We start from the raw sequence: 17,214 nt of genomic DNA, 5'->3' as shown, positions 1-17,214 counted from the left end.
CTTATTACTAAATCGCCTAACCCCCCTAAATTATTCTCATTAATTATCAGTATCTTCTCTATAATTTTCCTCAGTGATATTAACTAAGGCAGATTTTATTTTTAAAATATCTTCCGTTGTATGCGTCGTATCAAGGCTAACCCGAACAGCGCCATCAGGATAAGTCCCGAATTTTTTATGCGCTAACGGTGCGCATTGCAATCCGGGACGGGTAATAATATTGTATTTGTTTTCTAGTATATAAGAGACTTCTCCGGGATGATAACCTTCTACTGTAAAAAGAATTGTTGGTAACCCAACTTGATGTTTACAGATCAATTTGATCTTCTTTAATTGTGATAGCTCATCTATAAGAGTTGTACGCAAAGTTTGTAATTGATTTTGAATATTCTCCACTCCAATTTTTTTTAAACGCCTGATAGACGCTAGCAATGAAAGTATGCCAATAGTGTTTTGTGTTCCTGATTCATACTTGTATGGTATTCCCGTTGGTTGCGTTGTTAATCTTGATAATACACCTGTCCCACCCTGGATTAATTCATTATGAGAAAATCCATTATCAAGAATAAAGTACCCGCCAATACCTGATACTCCACCTAAACTTTTGTGTCCGCTAAAAACAAGGTAATCAATATTACCTTTCGATAAATCCATTACTTGTGAACCAAAAGATTGTGAACCATCAACTAAAACCATCGCGCCGTATAAATGTGCCAGTTTTCCTATCTCATCTATATTACAAAATGTACCAATAGTATTGGCGCAACTATGAATCACTAATAACTTAGTTTTCTTATTCTTTAATAAAAACGCCAAATGCGACATATCAATTTCACCATCTGTCACATCGATAAATTGACTACTTACCCCAATGTCTTTTAAATGGTTTATCGGCCTAAGGACTGAATTATGTTCTAAATGGGTAGTAATGACATTATCACCCGGCTTAAGTGTACCTTTTAGACATTCGTTGAGTGAATATGTTGCTCCTGAGTTAAAAATTACTGTCCCATGTCCATTTAATTTTGTTTGTTCGATAAATTCGTGTCGGCACTCTTCAACGAGTTCCGTAACCTTTTTAGATTGTTGCGATAAAGATCGCCCTGGAGTTACCCCAAGAGTGTCTAAATACATATTTATCATGTCTTTCACTTCTTGTGACTTTGGCCATGAAGTAGAAGCTACATCCGCATATAACATTATCCAACCTCCATATGGTTACTAATATATGATTTGAATTTTTTAGCCGTCGCATCCATCTCCTTTATTCCTTCATTATCTCTCCAATCGGATCTTTCAGGCACATTTAAACTATTTGCCAATACGGTTCTTATCATTCCTCTCTCAATGAAATCTGATTCACCTATCGTAAAAATATACTTATTACCACTATCTTCAACGTAAATATAGGGGCCAGCCTCACCGAACATCTCAAGTTCATCCAATGAGTCTATTGTATGCATTTTAAATTGATCCTTTAATTTATTATGCAGATCAATCTCGGTAGGGAAACAACATAAATGTGCATGGTAACAATACTTTTGATTCGGGTCCATGATGATACAACCACCGGCTCGTCCATTTTCATAACAAAGAGGATTACTTATATTGTAATATTCACGATAAAAATCATTTACTATATTCTTAAACTGTTTCAGTTCTTTTATTGCTTCGTCATCATATATTTCTGCAAAGCACCGGCACCCCCCTAAATCAGTATCACATTTGTTGGTGGCAATTATTATATAGCCCTCAATTATCTGACCTTTAGGTACGAACGCATAGAAATATTCTCCTTGTAAAAGTATTTTATCTTTTTCAAAGGAAGATTCTGGGTGACAAAAAATACATCCCATTTTAAACTCCTCTTATCGTTTGTCGATTCTACTGATAAATATATCTTCATGACACAAATTGAAGTCTTCTTCGGTATGCCAGGCAATCATCATGCTAAACTTATTTATAATACTATGTTTATTCAGTCTGCTTTGTAGCTCAGAATAAATAGGATTTGGTAAGATTATTCTGCATTTTGCCCTAATAGCAAGGCAAGAATCAATCACAGATATAATTGTACCGTGAGCTGTGTTTGATAAACCGATTATTTCCACCGTGGTATCATCAAAACCTAATATCGCTAATTCTTTCCCAACCGTTAACAGTTTAATATCGCTGTAGCAAGGACACTGCTTTGCATAAGCAATCCAATTGTTATTTACTTCCCTGCCGAAAAAATTGATTTTATTAATATTACCTATTTCATTAAAATCTCTCAGGTCTACATCGATTTTAGTACATCCTTCTACTACTATTTCTATAAAATCAAAAACGTTCACTCTGCTACATATATATTTCTCAAAAATTTTTGAATAACATTTTATTTTTCTTTCATCTGAGTAACAAACCGTCGCATCGACATCATTACGATGTGTTTGTTTGGCACTTTCTATTATCAAAGTTGGTGATTTTACACTTTCATCTATTCCAAAATCGCTAAGCATATTAATGGATACTCGTCTGTGTTTAAGACTGAATTCACACTTTCTTGTTATAACAATTGACAAGCATATATCGTTTATTTTATAAAAAAATGCTTTTATCTCACTAGAAAGATTATATTTCTTTTCTTTCAGATTTTTCCAAATAAAATAACCCAAGCTTCCTATGTCACGCTTGTAAAAATTATTAATTAGGATATAATTATCTTCCGTTATATCTTCATAGTTTAGATTTATTCCACTCTCCATTATTTTGCCCCATTATTTTATATTGGCAACAATTGCTGCTCATTTTTAGTTTATATTCATTTCCGAGTATATGAATCATGAAATATTGTATTTTATGACCTGTATCATAATTTAAAGATCCAACAGGAGAAAAAACTGTGATTATTTATCCTGAAAAATTAAATTTAAGTCTTCATCAATCATGCAAGAATACGGATAAAAATAGGTACTTTAAAGAGAATAATCTTTCATAAATTCTATGTGATGGGACTTTAAATTAAATAATTATATTGACCAGCCCCCTGAATTAAATACGATGAGCTATTTCTGCATACCGAATAATATCCCTTACATAGCTAAGGTGACACAAGCCTCAGAGGGCAGAACGACGAGCTCTGCCACTTTTACTGAAACAACGCCATAATATTTAAAGGTCATTATCAGACTGTTCCATTTTAGCAACAGTTGGTTGTTTGATCCCAAGCACAACTGCCAGCTCAGTTTGTGAAACATCACGGGCCTCGCGGATCTGATAAAGCCTTATCTCCCGTTTCATTTCATCAACTTTTTTAGCAATTCTACGGCGGCTTTCGGCTTTCAGGGCTGCGTTTTTCAAGCAATTCATCAAGTGTGATCATACTCAGTTTTCCAAGATGGGTAGGGAATTAATTCACACGATTATTTTACCTCTTGCTTTTACAAGAATTTCATTAATAAAGTCAAAAGGGTTAGTAATGCACTAATCCCATTAGCACAGAGAATTACAACGTAATTTGTGGGTTCTGGATACCACAGGCTTGCGCATAGCGCACTAATGTTTCTATACTAGCTTTTGTTACATTATTTTCCATTTTCGTCACCGTTGGCGGCGTAACCCCCATTCTTTCCGCGACTTGCGCGCGAGTCAGTCCAGCAAACTTACGCCACTCTGCAAGTGTTTCTTGCAATCTTTCTTTACGTTCTTCAGCTTCGTAAGCGGCTTTAAATTCAGAGTCTTTCATCATTTCTGCCAGAATCTCTGAATGTGTCTTATATTTCTTCATGTTTCATTTCCTCCAATCTGCGAAATGCTAAAGCTATCTCACTTGGGTTGATTTTTTGTGTTTTCTTTATATAAACTCGCAGAATATATATTTGCTTTCCTGTCTGATATACCCATAATCCGCGTGCTATATCTCCCCCCATTGTTCGAATTTCGTAAAGACCATTTCCCAAATGTTTTGTGTCCGGTTCACGTAGTGAGCGAGGATCTTTTTCTAGCTTTCCAATCAACCTTACAAGTTTTACCCCTACTTTTGCTGGCAAAGACTTAATTTCTTGTTCGGCCTCATCATGGTACTTAACTATAAACACTCTAATTTCCTCCTAATGCAAAAAATTAACCCAAAAGGAAATTTTCATCAAGAGGAAAATTGCATTTTAATGAAATGTCACTTCTGACTAAATTTCTTGACCATAGATTTCCATCTATATAGCATTTGGCCTATATTGAACAATAAGTAATCATGTGACTATCGAGACAACAGACACCTTTGATGCATGGTTCGATGCTTTGAATGACACCAACAGGGCCAATATGCTAGCTTCAATAATAGCACTTCGGGAAAGAGGCCCTATGTTACCCAGGCCATACGCAGATACTGTGAACGGTTCATGCCACAGCAACATGAAAGAATTACGTGTCCAAAGCAAAGGCGACCCGCTCCGAGCATTCTTTGCGTTCGACCCCAAGCGGAGAGGAATTTTGCTTTGCGCTGGTAACAAAAAGTTAAAATGCCCTCTCAAAAGGAGGGCATTTATTAGCTAGCGTGTTCTAAGAATTACTTCTTATCACCACCAAAACCGGCATTCAACAGTTCTGCCAAGTTCGCAGTAGCCTCATCGACACTCACTTGTGGTGCCTCGGCAGGCTCATTCAACTGGCGACGACGTATGCGATCCTGATGGTAAGCATAACCGGTACCAGCAGGGATCAGACGACCAACGATGACGTTTTCTTTCAAGCCACGCAGTTCATCACGTTTACCCGCAACCGCAGCCTCAGTCAGTACGCGGGTCGTTTCCTGGAACGATGCCGCAGAGATGAAGGATTCAGTCGCCAGAGACGCTTTGGTGATACCCAACAGGTCACGGCCATAAGTTGCAGCCACTTTACCTTCTTGTTCCAGCTTACGGTTTGCCACTTTAACGCGGGCATATTCAACCTGTTCGCCTTCCAAGAACTCGGAACTACCTGCACTTTCAATGGTCGCTTTACGCAGCATCTGACGAACGATAACCTCAATGTGTTTATCGTTAATCTTAACCCCTTGCAGGCGGTAAACTTCCTGAACTTCGTTGGTGATGTAACGGGTAACCGCATGAACACCACGCAGGCGCAAGATGTCGTGTGGAGACTCTGGACCATCAGAGATCACGTCACCACGTTCAACCACTTCACCCTCGAACACGTTGAGCTGACGCCATTTAGGGATCATCTCTTCGTAAGCATCGCCACCATCTAATGGGGAGATAACCAAACGGCGTTTGCCCTTGGTCTCTTTACCAAAGGAGACAATACCGCTGACTTCAGCCAGGATAGCAGGCTCTTTCGGACGACGTGCTTCGAACAAGTCAGCAACACGTGGCAAACCACCGGTAATATCTTTCGTACCGCCGGACTCCTGAGGAATACGCGCTAAAGTATCACCCGCAGAGATGCTTACGCCATCATCTAACTGAACAATCGCTTTACCCGGCAGGAAATATTGAGCAGGCATATCAGTACCTGGAATCAATACATCGTCACCTTTGGCATTAACGATTTTCAGTGCCGGACGCAGATCTTTACCACTACCGGTACGTTCTGCACTATCGAGAACAACCAATGAAGATAGACCTGTCAATTCGTCAGTCTGGCGGGTAATGGTCTGGCCATCTATCATGTCAGCGAAACGGATGATACCAGATACTTCACTGACCACTGGCATGGTGTGCGGATCCCAGTTAGCAACGGTTTCACCGCCGTTAACGGTTTCTCCATCACCTTTACCCAGTACTGCACCGTAAGGCACTTTATAGCTTTCTTTAGTACGGCCAAATTCGTCGATCAGACACAATTCAGTGTTACGAGAAGTAATCACCAGCTTGCCTGCGGAGTTCGTCACGGACTTAGCGTTAAACAGCTTCAAGCTACCTTTGTTACGTACCTGAATACTGGATTCTGCTGCTGCACGAGATGCCGCACCACCGATGTGGAACGTACGCATCGTCAACTGTGTACCCGGCTCACCGATGGACTGAGCCGCAATAACACCAACCGCCTCACCTTTATTGATGATGTGTCCGCGAGCAAGGTCACGACCATAGCAGTTTGCACAAACACCGAAGTCAGTTTCGCAACTTACAACAGAACGTACTTTAATGCTGTCAACGGAGCTCTCTTCTAACAGATCACACCATTTCTCGTTCAGCAATGTATTACGCGGCACCAGAATATCAGCAGTACCTGGTTTCAGAACATCTTCCGCCGTCACACGACCCAATACACGCTCACGCAGTGGCTCTTTAACATCACCACCTTCAATAACCGGCGTCATCAGAATACCGTCGTGCGTACCACAGTCATCTTCTGTCACAACCAAGTCTTGCGCCACGTCAACCAGACGACGAGTCAGGTAACCGGAGTTCGCTGTTTTCAGTGCGGTATCCGCCAAACCTTTACGAGCACCGTGAGTTGAGATGAAGTACTGGAGTACGTTCAAACCTTCACGGAAGTTCGCCGTAATTGGGGTTTCGATGATGGAACCGTCTGGCTTAGCCATCAAGCCACGCATACCCGCCAACTGACGGATCTGAGCGGCAGAACCACGCGCACCGGAGTCAGCCATCATAAAGATGCTGTTGAAGGAAACTTGTTGCTCTTCTTCACCATCACGATTAGTGACTGTTTCAGTCGACAAGTTTTCCATCATTGCCTTAGCAACACGCTCGTTTGCCGCAGCCCAGATATCGATAACCTTGTTATAACGTTCACCGGCTGTAACCAGACCAGACTGGAACTGTTCCTGAATTTCAGCAACTTCTGCTTCTGCTTCGGCAATGATCCCGGCCTTTTTCTCTGGGATAACCATGTCATCGATACCAACAGATGCACCTGAACGTGCAGCGTAGGCAAAGCCGGTATACATGATCTGGTCAGCGAAAATAACCGTTGGCTTCAAGCCCATCACACGGTAACAGGTGTTCAGCATCCTAGAGATAGCTTTTTTACCCAGTGGTTGGTTAACCAACGAGTAAGGCAGACCTCTTGGTACAATCATCCACAAAATGGCACGACCAATAGTCGTATCAACCAAACCAGTGTTAGTTGTGATATTACCTTCGCCATCTTTCACTTCTTCAGTGATACGCACTTTAACGCGAGCATGCAGAGAAGCCAGTCCTGCGCGATATACGCGTTCTGCTTCTTTAGGCCCGGTCAATACCATGCCTTCGCCTTTCGCGTTAACACAGTCGCGGGTCATGTAATACAGACCCAGAACAACGTCCTGAGATGGAACGATGATTGGCTCACCACTCGCTGGAGACAGGATGTTGTTGGTAGACATCATCAATGCACGCGCTTCTAACTGGGCTTCCAGTGTCAACGGTACGTGAACAGCCATTTGGTCACCGTCGAAGTCGGCGTTATATGCCGCACACACCAGTGGGTGCAACTGAATCGCTTTACCTTCAATCAGAACCGGTTCAAATGCCTGAATACCCAAACGGTGAAGTGTCGGCGCACGGTTCAGCAGAACCGGATGTTCACGAATGACTTCATCCAGGATATCCCATACCACCGCCTCTTCACGCTCAACCATCTTTTTAGCGGCTTTAATCGTCGTCGCTAAACCACGCAGTTCTAGCTTGCCGTAGATGAATGGCTTAAACAGCTCCAGTGCCATCTTTTTAGGCAGACCACACTGATGCAGACGCAGGTAAGGACCTACAGTGATTACAGAACGACCAGAATAGTCAACACGTTTACCCAACAAGTTCTGACGGAAACGACCTTGTTTACCCTTGATCATATCAGCCAGGGATTTCAGTGGACGTTTGTTAGAACCGGTAATTGCACGACCGCGACGACCGTTATCCAGCAAAGCATCGACCGCTTCCTGCAACATACGTTTTTCGTTACGAACGATGATATCCGGCGCAGCCAGATCTAACAGGCGCTTCAAGCGGTTGTTACGGTTAATAACACGACGATAGAGATCGTTCAGATCCGAAGTGGCAAAACGGCCGCCATCCAGTGGAACCAATGGACGTAAATCCGGTGGCAGAACTGGCAGAACCGTCAGAACCATCCATTCTGGTTTGTTACCAGACTGAATAAAGGCTTCCAACAGTTTAATACGTTTGGTCAGCTTTTTACGTTTCGTTTCAGAGTTAGTTTCGTTTAACTCTTCACGCAGCGTTTCACACTCATTTTCCAGATCGAGATTTTTCAGCAAAGACTGGATAGCTTCCGCACCCATCTTCGCATCGAATTCATCACCAAACTCTTCCAGTGCATCCAAGTATTGCTCTTCTGTCAGAATCTGACTGCGTTCCAAGCTGGTCATACCGCCTTCGACAACCACATAGGATTCGAAGTACAGTACACGCTCAATATCACGCAGTGGCATATCCAGCAACAAACCGATGCGAGATGGCAATGATTTCAGGAACCAGATGTGTGCAGTTGGAGAAGCCAGCTCAATGTGACCCATACGCTCACGACGAACTTTAGTTTGGGTAACTTCTACACCACACTTCTCACAAATTACACCACGGTGTTTCAAGCGCTTGTATTTACCACACAAGCACTCATAATCCTTTACTGGCCCGAAAATACGGGCACAGAAAAGACCGTCACGCTCAGGTTTGAACGTACGGTAGTTAATTGTTTCCGGCTTTTTCACTTCACCAAATGACCACGAACGGATCATATCTGGCGAGGCCAGAGCAATTTTGATCGCATCAAACTCTTCGGTCTTAGTTTGCGCTTTCAGAAACTTCAATAAGTCTTTCACGAAATGGCTCCTGTCGGAGTTAGACCTGTCAGGAGAGCAGCCCATGCCGCTCCCCCCTATGACCAGTGCAACCACTGGCTGGTAAACTGCCCGTCATATCCATTCAGGGCAGTACCAGCCGGAATACGATTTATTCGCCTTCCAGCTCGATGTTGATACCCAGAGAGCGGATCTCTTTCAACAATACGTTGAAGGATTCCGGCATACCTGGCTCCATCTGGTGGTTGCCATCCACGATGTTTTTATACATCTTGGTACGGCCGTTAACATCGTCGGACTTGACGGTGAGCATTTCCTGCAAGGTGTACGCGGCACCATATGCTTCCAATGCCCACACTTCCATCTCACCGAAGCGTTGACCACCGAACTGCGCCTTACCACCCAACGGTTGCTGAGTAACCAGACTGTACGAACCCGTTGAACGAGCGTGCATTTTGTCATCCACCAAGTGGTTCAGCTTCAGCATATACATGTAGCCAACGGTAACCTGACGCTCAAATTGCTCACCGGTACGACCATCAAACAGGGTAATTTGACCAGAAGTTGGCAAGTCACCCAATTTCAGCAGCTCTTTTATTTCTTTCTCTTTCGCACCATCAAACACTGGTGTCGCAATTGGCATGCCTTTTTTCAGGTTTTCTGCCAAACGCATAACTTCTTCATCAGAGAAAGTGCTCAGATCAACTTTCTGACGGGTTTCATCACCCAGGTTATAAGCTTTCTGGATAAATTCACGCAGTTTGGCAACTTCCTGCTGCTGTTTCAGCATCGCATTGATCTTGTCGCCAATACCTTTCGCAGCCATGCCCAGATGCGTTTCCAAGATCTGACCAATGTTCATACGTGATGGTACGCCCAGTGGGTTCAGTACGATATCTACCGGAGTGCCGTTTTCATCGTAAGGCATATCTTCGATCGGGTTGATCTTGGAGATAACACCCTTGTTACCGTGGCGACCTGCCATCTTATCACCAGGCTGAATCTGACGTTTAACCGCCAGATAAACTTTGACGATTTTCAGCACACCCGGTGCCAGATCATCACCCTGTGTGATCTTACGGCGTTTAGCATCCAGTTTTTTCTCGAACTCAGCTTTGAGTTCGTCATACTGTTCAGCCAACTGTTCCAACTGATTCTGTTTCTCTTCATCAGCCAGACCCAATTCCAACCAACGCCCACGAGGCAGTTTATCCAGTTTCTCAGCTTCGATGCCGCCTGCAATCAAAACAGAACGGATACGTGCAAACAGGCCAGCTTCAAAGATTTGCAACTCTTCTGTCAGGTCCTTCTTAGCCTGACGCAGCTGCATCTCTTCAATTTCCAAGGCACGTTTATCTTTTTCTACACCATCACGGGTAAATACCTGTACGTCGATAACCGTACCGGATACGCCATTTGGTACGCGCAGAGAAGAGTCTTTAACATCAGACGCTTTCTCACCGAAGATAGCACGCAGCAGTTTTTCTTCTGGCGTCAGCTGAGTTTCACCTTTAGGTGTCACTTTACCAACCAGAATGTCACCGCCGGTTACTTCCGCACCGATGTAAACAATACCGGATTCATCCAGCTTGGAGAGTGCAGCCTCACCTACGTTAGGGATGTCAGCCGTGATCTCTTCAGGCCCTAATTTGGTATCACGAGATACGCAAGCCAGTTCCTGGATATGAATGGTCGTAAAGCGATCTTCCTGGACGACACGCTCAGAAACTAAGATGGAGTCCTCGAAGTTATAACCATTCCACGGCATGAACGCTACGCGCATGTTCTGGCCCAGAGCCAGTTCACCCAAGTCAGTAGATGGACCATCAGCCAGTACGTCACCACGTTCCACCGGTTCGCCCAGAGAGACACATGGCATCTGGTTAATACAGGTGTTCTGGTTAGAACGGGTATATTTAGTCAGGTTATAAATATCAATACCTGCTTCACCCGGATACATTTCGTCTTCATTTACTTTGATAACGATACGAGATGCATCAACGTATTGAACCACACCACCGCGTTTAGCAACAGAAGTTACACCTGAGTCAACGGCTACTGCACGTTCCATACCTGTTCCGACCAACGGCTTATCAGCACGCAGAGTAGGAACAGCCTGACGTTGCATGTTTGCACCCATCAATGCGCGGTTTGCGTCATCGTGTTCCAAGAATGGGATCAAGGAAGCACCAACGGAAACCACCTGCTGGGTGGAAACGTCCATATATTCAACCTGCTCACGGTTAAATAAGCTGGATTCACCATAATTACGGCAAGTTATCAGATCTTCAACGAAGTGGCCTTCGTCATCTAATACGGTGTTTGCCTGTGCGATAACGAAGTTACCTTCTTCAATCGCAGACAGATAGTGAATTTCATCAGTAACAACACCATCACGAACCAGACGATATGGGGTTTCAAGGAAACCATACTCGTTAGTCTGCGCATAAACAGACAATGAGTTAATCAGACCGATGTTCGGACCTTCCGGGGTTTCGATTGGACATACGCGACCATAGTGCGTTGGATGTACGTCACGCACTTCGAAGCCCGCACGCTCACGGGTCAAACCACCTGGACCCAACGCAGAGATACGGCGTTTGTGAGTGATTTCAGAAAGTGGGTTGTTTTGGTCCATAAACTGAGACAGCTGGCTGGAACCAAAGAATTCTTTCACTGCGGCTGAAATCGGCTTAGCGTTGATCATATCCTGAGGCATCAGTGTATCCAGATCACCCAGAGACAGACGCTCTTTCACTGCACGCTCAACGCGTACCAGACCAACACGGAACTGGTTTTCTGCCATCTCACCAACAGAACGGATACGACGGTTACCTAAGTGGTCGATATCGTCGACTTCACCTTTACCATTACGGATATCAATGAGTTTTTTCATGACATCAATGATGTCATCTTTACTCAGAATACCAGATCCTTCGACTTCTTCACGGCTCAATGAGCGGTTGAATTTCATACGACCAACCGCAGAAAGATCATAACGATCTTCTGAGAAGAACAGATTTTCAAACAGATTTTCTGCCGCTTCACGGGTTGGTGGCTCACCAGGACGCATCATGCGATAAATCTCAACCAAAGCACTCAAACGGTCATTGGTTGGATCAACACGAAGTGTCTCGGAAATATATGCGCCGTGATCTAAATCGTTGGTGAACAATGTTTCGATAGATTTATGACCAGATTGGCTCAAACGTGCCAACAGATCTAAAGAGAGCTCCATGTTAGCAGCACAGATAATTTCACCTGTGTTGACATCAATGTAGTCTCTTGCAACAACTTTACCCGCAATGTATTCAACAGGAACCTCAATACGGTTCACTTCATCTTTTTCTAACTGGCGGATATGACGTGCGGTAATACGACGGCCTTTTTCAACATAAACCTTGCCGTTTGCTTCAATATCAAAAGAAGCGGTTTCACCACGCAAACGTTCTGGTACCAGCGTCATTTGCAGTCTGTTGTCACGAATTTCGAAAATCGTTTTACTGAAGAACAGGTTCAAAATCTCTTCAGTGCTGTAATTCATTGCACGCAGAATAATCGTTGCCGGCAATTTACGACGGCGGTCAATGCGCACAAACAGATTATCTTTTGGATCGAATTCGAAATCTAACCAAGAACCACGGTAAGGAATAATACGTGCGTTATACAATACCTTACCGGATGAGTGAGTTTTACCCTTATCGCTGTCAAAGAATACACCAGGACTACGATGCAACTGGGAGACAATAACCCGCTCAGTACCATTGATAACAAAAGTACCGTTGTCAGTCATGAGCGGAATTTCACCCATGTAGACTTCTTGCTCTTTGATATCTTTGACCGTGCCTTCCGGTGCTTCACGTTCATAGATAACCAGACGCAGCTTAACGCGCAGAGGTGCAGAATAAGTTACACCACGAATCTGGCACTCTTTAACATCAAACACTGGCTCACCAAGACGGTAGCTAACGTATTGCAGCTCCGAACTGCCACTGTAGCTCTGGATTGGGAATACAGAACGGAATGCCGCTTCTAAACCATTCTGGCCTTCTGGATCTTGCTCGATAAACTTCTGGAACGAGTCAAGTTGGATAGAAAGGAGATAAGGTACGTCCAACACTTGCGGACGCTTACCAAAATCCTTACGAATACGTTTTTTCTCGGTATAGGAGTAAACCATAGGGTTCCTCAGCTCGCTGATCAGTGACCCACTCTGCCCGCCCTAAAGGACAGCTCTTTACGACACTGTTTTTTCGAACAGAAAATTGAATTATTTTCCGTAATACTCATTGCTATTACTCTTAAATCATTTCATTGCGTTACATTACTACCGAGCTACCCGAGTGGATCGTAGCTGAGAACGCAGTATATTAAGTCGTCAATAGGAAAAAGTATTTGGGGGTTAATTAACAGCCAAACAGTGGAAATGCTGCTAATGCCCTACAGCGCAAAAAGGCTGGTGATTTTTTAATCACCAGCCGTCAGCCTTTCAAGTCAGGCTGCTAACTTAAAGCTAAACTTACTTAATCTCAACAGAAGCGCCTGCTTCTTCCAGAGATTTTTTCAGTGCTTCAGCGTCATCTTTGCTGATGCCTTCTTTCAGTGTAGCGTTTGGAGCGCTCTCAACCAGATCTTTTGCTTCTTTCAGACCCAGACCAGTTGCACCACGTACTGCTTTGATAACAGCAACTTTGTTACCGCCAATAGCAGACAGAACAACGTCAAATTCAGTTTGTTCTTCAACAGCTTCAGCAGCACCGCCAGCAGCAACAGCTACCGCCGCCGCCGCAGAAACGCCGAATTTGTCTTCCATTGCAGTGATCAGTTCAACAACATCCATGACGGACATTGTTGCAACTGCGTCCAGAATTTGTTCTTTATTGATAGACATAACAAGTGTTCCTAAAATTCAGAAATAATTTATACGTTAAAAAGCAACGAAGGAAATCGGCAATTAAGCTACTTCTTTCTGCTCGCGTAACTCGCGTAACGCAGCCAGAGTACGAACCAGTTTGCCTGCAACGGCTTCTTTCATGGTTGACATCAGGCGTGCGATTGCTTCTTCGTAAGTCGGGAGTGTTGCCAAACGGTCAATATTGGCCGCAGGAATAAACTCACCTTCAAAGGCTGCTGCTTTAATCTCGAATGCTGGATTCGCTTTCGCGAACTCTTTGAACAGACGAGCAGCTGCGCCCGGGTGTTCATTAGAAAAAGCAATCAAGGTTGGACCAACAAACGCTTCTTTCAGGCACTCATAGGCAGTACCTTCAACAGCACGACGGATCAGCGTGTTACGAACAACACGAATGTAAACGCCAGCTTCGCGACCTGCTTTACGCAGTTCAGTCATTTTATCTACAGTAACGCCACGGGAATCCGCAACAACCGCAGACAGCGCGCCTTTGGCAACTTCGCTGACTTCAGCAACAATCGCTTGTTTGTCTTGAAGATTTAGTGCCATTAGCTTCTTGCTCCTGGATTAACCGGGAAGAACCCGGAACTCACATCGCTCATAACACCATAAAGGGGCCTGAGCTCTAAAACACGGTGAGCAGAATCCAGAAATGAATTTCATTTGGCTCTGTCACCGTCTACGCAGGAATATTAAGTAATTACTTACACCTGCGGTCTTGGACGGGGCTTGGATTAGGCCAAGCTCCAACCGAAAATTTTTTATTTAGCTAATAAAAAAACTTACTAGCCAAACATAAGGCGCCAAATTTTAGACAAATCTGACGCCAAGGTAAAGCGATAATCACAATCACATTCAGCTAAAATTAAGCTGAAGCATTCAGACCAGACTGGTCAATCGCAACACCTGCGCCCATGGTAGTAGACAGGCTAACTTTCTTAATATAAATACCCTTAGCAGAAGATGGCTTGCCTTTTTTCAGCGCAACCAGCAGAGCTTCCAGGTTTTCTTTCAATTTGTCAGCGTCGAAGTCAACTTTACCAATGGTGGTGTGAATAATGCCGTTTTTATCGTTACGGTAACGAACCTGACCCGCTTTAGCATTCTGAACAGCTTCAGCAACGTTAGGAGTTACAGTACCCACTTTAGGGTTTGGCATCAAACCACGAGGACCCAGGATTTGACCTAATTGGCCAACAACGCGCATTGCATCTGGAGAAGCAATAACAACGTCAAAATCCATTTCGCCTTTTTTAACCAGTTCAGCCAGATCTTCCATACCTACCAGTTCAGCGCCCGCTGCTTTAGCAGCTTCTGCATTTGCGCCTTGGGTAAATACAGCTACGCGAACGGAACGGCCAGTACCATGAGGCAGTACCGTTGCACCGCGCACATTCTGGTCAGATTTACGAGCGTCGATGCCGAGGTTAACAGCAACGTCAACGCTTTCTACGAATTTAGCGGTAGCCAGCTCTTTCAACAGAACAACGGCTTCGTTAATGTCATACTGCTTAGTTGCATCCACTTTTTCGCGGATTGTGCGCATGCGCTTGGTCAGTTTAGCCATCGATTAACCCTCCACTACCAGGCCCATGGAACGAGCAGTACCTTCAATTGAACGCATCATTGCGTCAACGCTAGCACCGGTCATATCCGCAGCTTTAGTTTCAGCAATTTCACGAATCTGTGCGCTGGTCACTTTACCAACTTTGTCTTTGTTCGGTTTGCCGGAACCCGATTTAATGCCCGCCGCTTTCTTCAGCAGAACAGCCGCTGGTGGGGTTTTAGTAACGAAAGTGAAGGAACGATCAGAATAAACAGTGATCACAACAGGAATTGGCAGACCTTTTTCAATGCTATCAGTTTTAGCATTGAACGCCTTACAGAATTCCATGATGTTAACACCCTGCTGACCCAGAGCAGGACCTACTGGAGGGCTTGGATTAGCCATACCAGCTGCAACCTGCAACTTGACATAGGCTTGTACTTTCTTAGCCATTGATAATTTTCCTCTATGTGGGTGATATCGCCTTTGATTTAAAAGGCTCCCCTGTAATTTTAGTCCCGCCTTATCCAGGCCAGACTACTAAAAAACAAAAGGCGCGAAATTGTATGTTAATTTCTCACCTATTGCAAGCCAGCAAAAGATACGCTCAAAAATTACGCTTTCTCTACCTGGCTGAAATCCAGCTCAACCGGTGTCGCACGACCAAAGATAGAAACTGAAACTTTCAGGCGGCTCTTCTCGTAATCGACTTCTTCCACAACACCATTGAAGTCTGCGAATGGACCATCGCTGACACGAACCATTTCGCCTGGTTCGAACAATGTTTTTGGCCGCGGTTTATCACCAACCTGCTGAAGGCGATTCATAATCGCATCAACTTCTTTATCACTGATTGGTGCCGGACGGTCAGATGTACCACCGATAAAACCCATGACGCGTGGTACGCTGCGAACGAGATGCCATGTTGCATCGTTCATGATCATTTGTACCAGCACATACCCAGGGAAGAATTTACGTTCACTTTTGCGACGCTGGCCGCTACGAATCTCAACAACTTCCTCTGTTGGCACCATCACTTCGCCAAAAGAATCTTCCATATCATGTAATTTGATATGTTCACGTAAAGATTGTGCAACACGACCTTCAAACCCGGAAAATGCCTGTATAACATACCAACGTTTTTTTGGGGAATCTGACATCTTAGAACCTCAGGCCTGTAATAAATGAAACTAAACGCACCAGGATACCGTCAAGACCCCAGAGGATCAAAGACATCAATGCAGTCACGGCCGCAACAATCAAAGTCGTGTGCAGCGCTTCCTGGCGAGTTGGCCAAATGACTTTGCGCATTTCAATGCGGGCTTCACGAGCGAAAGCCAGTGTGGTTTTACCTTTTGCAGTCCAGAGCGCAGCCGCTCCCGCAAGAGCAACAATAACAACAACCGCCATCGCGCGTAGAGGAAGGCTATGCTCTCGATAAAGGTAGTTTCCAACGATAGCAACCGTTAATAAGGCTGCCACTAATAGCCATTTCATTACTTCAAGACTACGCCTGCTTTCTTGAGCATCGCTATTCGTACTCATAAACCAACCTGTAACTATGATTTAAATAGATAGCCAGCTTGCCTCGCAAGAGCAAAACAAATCAGACCGAACCAAAAAATTTGAGTGATTGTATCTGACTTGGCGCCATAATTCAGTATGACATTGTATATCTGAGAGCGATATAGCCAATTCGTTGCATCAGAGCTTATCTCACCAATAATTAAAAACAACTATTGATGAGATAGGTTCTTATTAAGACAACGTACAAAAAGGGCATCGGTTGATGCCCTTTTAGTGTAATCACATCAAAAAATTATGCGATAACTTTAGCAACAACACCAGCACCTACTGTACGGCCACCTTCACGGATAGCAAAACGCAGACCCTGGTCCATTGCGATTGGGGCAATCAGGGTAACTTTCATCTGAATGTTATCACCTGGCATCACCATTTCCACGCCTTCTGGCAGTTCAATGGTACCGGTCACGTCAGTTGTACGGAAGT

General features: G+C 44.1%; 14 protein-coding genes and 2 pseudogenes. 1 reads left to right on the top strand and 15 read right to left on the bottom strand.

The features are described from left to right. Positions 1 to 39: 39 nt before the first annotated feature. The 6 genes from AACQ38_RS16710 to AACQ38_RS16685 form a co-directional block, all read right to left on the bottom strand. Positions 40 to 1,200 (bottom strand): aminotransferase class V-fold PLP-dependent enzyme, encoded by a 1,161-nt coding sequence (locus tag AACQ38_RS16710; protein WP_165578619.1) that lies wholly within the window; start codon positions 1,198 to 1,200, stop codon positions 40 to 42. Beyond that, positions 1,200 to 1,856, bottom strand: coding sequence for a hypothetical protein (locus AACQ38_RS16705; RefSeq protein WP_011144833.1), 657 nt, complete (start codon positions 1,854 to 1,856; stop codon positions 1,200 to 1,202). The genes AACQ38_RS16710 and AACQ38_RS16705 overlap by 1 nt, the downstream gene beginning before the upstream one ends. Positions 1,857 to 1,868: 12 nt before the next feature. Then, complete coding sequence (locus tag AACQ38_RS16700) at positions 1,869 to 2,747, bottom strand: hypothetical protein (RefSeq protein ID WP_165578618.1); 879 nt, start codon at positions 2,745 to 2,747, stop codon at positions 1,869 to 1,871. 406 nt (positions 2,748 to 3,153) lie between these two features. Beyond that, positions 3,154 to 3,351 (bottom strand): helix-turn-helix domain-containing protein, encoded by a 198-nt coding sequence (locus AACQ38_RS16695; RefSeq protein ID WP_242685610.1) that lies wholly within the window; start codon positions 3,349 to 3,351, stop codon positions 3,154 to 3,156. A 136-nt stretch (positions 3,352 to 3,487) separates the two neighbouring features. Next, complete coding sequence (locus AACQ38_RS16690) at positions 3,488 to 3,769, bottom strand: helix-turn-helix domain-containing protein (RefSeq protein WP_173362505.1); 282 nt, start codon at positions 3,767 to 3,769, stop codon at positions 3,488 to 3,490. Continuing rightward, on the bottom strand, positions 3,756 to 4,079 hold the full coding sequence (locus tag AACQ38_RS16685) for a type II toxin-antitoxin system RelE/ParE family toxin (RefSeq protein WP_112879326.1): 324 nt from the start codon (positions 4,077 to 4,079) through the stop codon (positions 3,756 to 3,758). The genes AACQ38_RS16690 and AACQ38_RS16685 overlap by 14 nt, the downstream gene beginning before the upstream one ends. A gap of 154 nt (positions 4,080 to 4,233) precedes the next feature. Here AACQ38_RS16685 and AACQ38_RS16680 point away from each other — a divergent pair. Further along, positions 4,234 to 4,491 (top strand): annotated as a pseudogene (locus AACQ38_RS16680) (type II toxin-antitoxin system RelE/ParE family toxin); the annotation flags it as partial. 55 nt (positions 4,492 to 4,546) lie between these two features. On the opposite strand, the gene rpoC reads toward AACQ38_RS16680, so the two are convergent. From rpoC to tuf, 9 genes and pseudogenes are all read right to left on the bottom strand, one after another. Continuing rightward, entirely contained in the window at positions 4,547 to 8,767 is a 4,221-nt protein-coding gene (gene rpoC, locus AACQ38_RS16675) for a DNA-directed RNA polymerase subunit beta' (protein ID WP_165578616.1), read from the bottom strand. Between the two features lie 130 nt (positions 8,768 to 8,897). Next, entirely contained in the window at positions 8,898 to 12,926 is a 4,029-nt protein-coding gene (gene rpoB, locus AACQ38_RS16670; RefSeq protein WP_058589255.1) for a DNA-directed RNA polymerase subunit beta, read from the bottom strand. A 339-nt stretch (positions 12,927 to 13,265) separates the two neighbouring features. Continuing rightward, on the bottom strand, positions 13,266 to 13,637 hold the full coding sequence (gene rplL / locus AACQ38_RS16665) for a 50S ribosomal protein L7/L12 (protein ID WP_011144824.1): 372 nt from the start codon (positions 13,635 to 13,637) through the stop codon (positions 13,266 to 13,268). A 63-nt stretch (positions 13,638 to 13,700) separates the two neighbouring features. Then, on the bottom strand, positions 13,701 to 14,207 hold the full coding sequence (gene rplJ, locus AACQ38_RS16660) for a 50S ribosomal protein L10 (RefSeq protein WP_011144823.1): 507 nt from the start codon (positions 14,205 to 14,207) through the stop codon (positions 13,701 to 13,703). A gap of 316 nt (positions 14,208 to 14,523) precedes the next feature. After that, positions 14,524 to 15,225 (bottom strand): 50S ribosomal protein L1, encoded by a 702-nt coding sequence (gene rplA, locus AACQ38_RS16655; protein WP_011144822.1) that lies wholly within the window; start codon positions 15,223 to 15,225, stop codon positions 14,524 to 14,526. Between the two features lie 3 nt (positions 15,226 to 15,228). Further along, positions 15,229 to 15,657: a 50S ribosomal protein L11 gene (gene rplK, locus AACQ38_RS16650; protein WP_011144821.1), complete on the bottom strand. Its 429-nt coding sequence runs from the start codon at positions 15,655 to 15,657 to the stop codon at positions 15,229 to 15,231. A 161-nt stretch (positions 15,658 to 15,818) separates the two neighbouring features. Beyond that, the gene (gene nusG, locus AACQ38_RS16645) at positions 15,819 to 16,364 is read right to left on the bottom strand and encodes a transcription termination/antitermination protein NusG (protein WP_011144820.1); all 546 of its coding nucleotides are present in this window, start codon (positions 16,362 to 16,364) and stop codon (positions 15,819 to 15,821) included. A gap of 1 nt (position 16,365) precedes the next feature. Continuing rightward, positions 16,366 to 16,749: a preprotein translocase subunit SecE gene (secE, locus tag AACQ38_RS16640; protein WP_058589257.1), complete on the bottom strand. Its 384-nt coding sequence runs from the start codon at positions 16,747 to 16,749 to the stop codon at positions 16,366 to 16,368. 274 nt (positions 16,750 to 17,023) lie between these two features. Further along, positions 17,024 to 17,214, bottom strand: a pseudogene (tuf, locus tag AACQ38_RS16635) (elongation factor Tu); the annotation flags it as partial.

The sequence above is a fragment of the Photorhabdus sp. RW14-46 genome (assembly GCF_963887965.1).
Classification (GTDB): Bacteria; Pseudomonadota; Gammaproteobacteria; order Enterobacterales; family Enterobacteriaceae; genus Photorhabdus; species Photorhabdus laumondii.
Note: the sequence above shows the minus strand (reverse complement) of the source record. Positions and strands in the feature narration are given on the sequence as shown.

What these genes read in the sequence shown, in the direction of transcription:
- AACQ38_RS16710 (WP_165578619.1), bottom strand. Translation starts at nt 1,200, where the DNA reads ATGTTATATGCGGATGTAGCTTCTACTTCATGGCCAAAGTCACAAGAA.
- AACQ38_RS16705 (WP_011144833.1), bottom strand. Translation starts at nt 1,856, where the DNA reads ATGGGATGTATTTTTTGTCACCCAGAATCTTCCTTTGAAAAAGATAAA.
- AACQ38_RS16700 (WP_165578618.1), bottom strand. Translation starts at nt 2,747, where the DNA reads ATGGAGAGTGGAATAAATCTAAACTATGAAGATATAACGGAAGATAAT.
- AACQ38_RS16695 (WP_242685610.1), bottom strand. Translation starts at nt 3,351, where the DNA reads ATGAATTGCTTGAAAAACGCAGCCCTGAAAGCCGAAAGCCGCCGTAGA.
- AACQ38_RS16690 (WP_173362505.1), bottom strand. Translation starts at nt 3,769, where the DNA reads ATGAAGAAATATAAGACACATTCAGAGATTCTGGCAGAAATGATGAAA.
- rpoB (WP_058589255.1), bottom strand. Translation starts at nt 12,926, where the DNA reads ATGGTTTACTCCTATACCGAGAAAAAACGTATTCGTAAGGATTTTGGT.
- rplL (WP_011144824.1), bottom strand. Translation starts at nt 13,637, where the DNA reads ATGTCTATCAATAAAGAACAAATTCTGGACGCAGTTGCAACAATGTCC.
- rplJ (WP_011144823.1), bottom strand. Translation starts at nt 14,207, where the DNA reads ATGGCACTAAATCTTCAAGACAAACAAGCGATTGTTGCTGAAGTCAGC.
- rplA (WP_011144822.1), bottom strand. Translation starts at nt 15,225, where the DNA reads ATGGCTAAACTGACCAAGCGCATGCGCACAATCCGCGAAAAAGTGGAT.
- rplK (WP_011144821.1), bottom strand. Translation starts at nt 15,657, where the DNA reads ATGGCTAAGAAAGTACAAGCCTATGTCAAGTTGCAGGTTGCAGCTGGT.
- nusG (WP_011144820.1), bottom strand. Translation starts at nt 16,364, where the DNA reads ATGTCAGATTCCCCAAAAAAACGTTGGTATGTTATACAGGCATTTTCC.
- secE (WP_058589257.1), bottom strand. Translation starts at nt 16,749, where the DNA reads ATGAGTACGAATAGCGATGCTCAAGAAAGCAGGCGTAGTCTTGAAGTA.